Source organism: Streptomyces sp. SM1 (assembly GCF_002910825.1).
GTDB lineage: Bacteria > Actinomycetota > Actinomycetes > Streptomycetales > Streptomycetaceae > Streptomyces > Streptomyces okerensis.
This window is the reverse complement of record NZ_NEUB01000040.1, coordinates 1-1,703: the sequence shown is the minus strand read 5'-3', so window position 1 is coordinate 1,703 and position 1,703 is coordinate 1. Positions and strand designations below refer to the sequence as shown.

The window sequence follows — 1,703 nt, the reverse complement described above, 5'->3', positions numbered from 1 at the left end:
GGCGGGCGGAGGCTCCCACGGGGCCCGGGTGGGCGCGGCGGCCGACGGACGGGGTGCGGGGAGTCTCGTCGCGGGCGTCGGGGACGGCCGGCCGGTGTCCAGCGCGTCGGACGCCGAGGCGAAGCGGTCGTCCAGGGAATCGGGTGCCGGTGCGGGGCCCGTGTCGTCGGCCGCGTCGTCGTACAGCTGCCCCCACCAGTCGTCCTCGGGGCCGGTGGGCGTTCCCCCCTGCTGACTCATGCCCCCGATTGTCGCCCGGACGGGCCGGTTGAAAACGGGGCATCCACAAAAATCCCCGTCCGGCGGCACCTACGGGACGGCCTCCCGGGTGAAGGGCGGGACGGCTGTGCGAGCTGTGCGGGAGGGGGCCGTGGCGGCGCCCCGTTCTGCGCCGCTCGTCCGGCTCCGGCACTCTGGACAGATGGGAGCGTGGGACCTCCTCATGGCCGGACTGGTGCTCCTCCTCGGCCTGTGCGGAGTGCTGCTGCCAGGGGTGCCCGGGTCATGGCTGGTGTGGGCCGCGGTCCTGTGGTGGGCGCTGAAGGATCCGCAGCCCGTCGCGTGGTGGGTGTGCGTGGGCGCGACCGTCGTGCTGTTCCTGTCCCAGGTGGTGCGCTGGGCCCTGCCGCCCCGCAGACTCCGCGAGGGCGGCGTCGACGCCCGGCTGCTGGCGTACGCGGGGTGCGGTTCGTTCCTCGGCTTCGTCCTGCTGCCCGTGCTCGGCGCGCTCCCGGGCTTCGTCGGCGGGATCTACCTCCATGAGCGGCTCCGGCTCGGGCGCCGGGGCGAGGCGGTGGCCGCGACGCGCACGGCGATGCGCTCGGGGGGCTGGAGCCTGCTGACGGAGCTCTTCGCCTGCCAGCTGATCGCGGCGGCGTGGCTGGGCGCGGTGTTCGGGGGCTGACCGCGGCCCACCCCCCTGCCTGAGCCCCCTCCGCACCCCCTCGGCACCCCTCCCTGCCCCCGCCTTCCGGCCCCTCACGGCCGCAGCGCGCCCTCGTGGGTCAGCAGCCGTACCTTCCGCTCCAGCCCGCCCGCGTACCCGGTGAGGGAGCCGTCGGAGCCGATCACCCGGTGGCAGGGGCGCACGATGAGGAGGGGGTTGGCGCCGATCGCGCCGCCGACCGCGCGTACGGCGGGCCGGGACGCGCCGATCCGCGCCGCGATCTCACCGTAGGAGGCGGTCGCCCCGTACGGGACGTCGTCGAGCGCGGCCCACACCTTCTCGCGGAACGGTGTGCCCACGGCGCTCATGGCCAGCCGGAACTCCTTCAGCTCCCCGGCGAAGTACGCCGCGAGCTGGCGTTCGGCCTCGCGGAACGGTCCGGGATCGTGCCGCCAGTCGTCGAGCACGGCGCGCCCGCCCTTCTGGCCGGTGACGGAGAGGGAGGTCAGCTCGCCGGTCGGGGCGGCGGTGAGCAGCAGCGGTCCGACGGGGCTGCCGACACTCGTCCAGTACGTCACGGTTTCCATGATCACTCCAGCTCTCCTGCGGCACGCAGGTGGTTCAGGGCGTACGAGCGCCAGGGGCGCCAGCTGTCGGGGGCGTCCGGGCCGGGCGGGGCCACGTCCGGGTCGCCGAGGGCGCGGGTGCGGATCGCCGCGATCGTCCGTGCGTCCAGTCCGGGAACGGCGGTGAGCGCCTCCCGGGCGGTGTCCCGGTCGGCGCCGGGACCGAGGCGTACGGTGCCGTCGGCGAGGGC

Annotated in this window: 2 protein-coding genes and 2 pseudogenes; 1 reads left to right on the top strand and 3 read right to left on the bottom strand. The window is 75.6% G+C overall.

The features are described 5' to 3' along the window. A pseudogene (locus B9S61_RS41925) lies at nt 1-240 on the bottom strand (hypothetical protein); the annotation flags it as partial. A gap of 181 nt (nt 241-421) precedes the next feature. Between B9S61_RS41925 and B9S61_RS00870 the strand changes: the two are divergent. Beyond that, entirely contained in the window at nt 422-904 is a 483-nt protein-coding gene (locus B9S61_RS00870; RefSeq protein ID WP_103540455.1) for a DUF456 domain-containing protein, read from the top strand. Nucleotides 905-978: 74 nt separating this feature from the next. Here B9S61_RS00870 and B9S61_RS00865 read toward each other — a convergent pair whose 3' ends face one another. Together B9S61_RS00865 and B9S61_RS00860 are read right to left on the bottom strand one after the other, a co-directional pair. Next, nucleotides 979-1,473, bottom strand: coding sequence for a methylated-DNA--[protein]-cysteine S-methyltransferase (locus B9S61_RS00865; RefSeq protein WP_103540456.1), 495 nt, complete (start codon nt 1,471-1,473; stop codon nt 979-981). A gap of 2 nt (nt 1,474-1,475) precedes the next feature. Then, nucleotides 1,476-1,703 (bottom strand): annotated as a pseudogene (locus B9S61_RS00860) (DNA-3-methyladenine glycosylase 2 family protein); the annotation flags it as partial.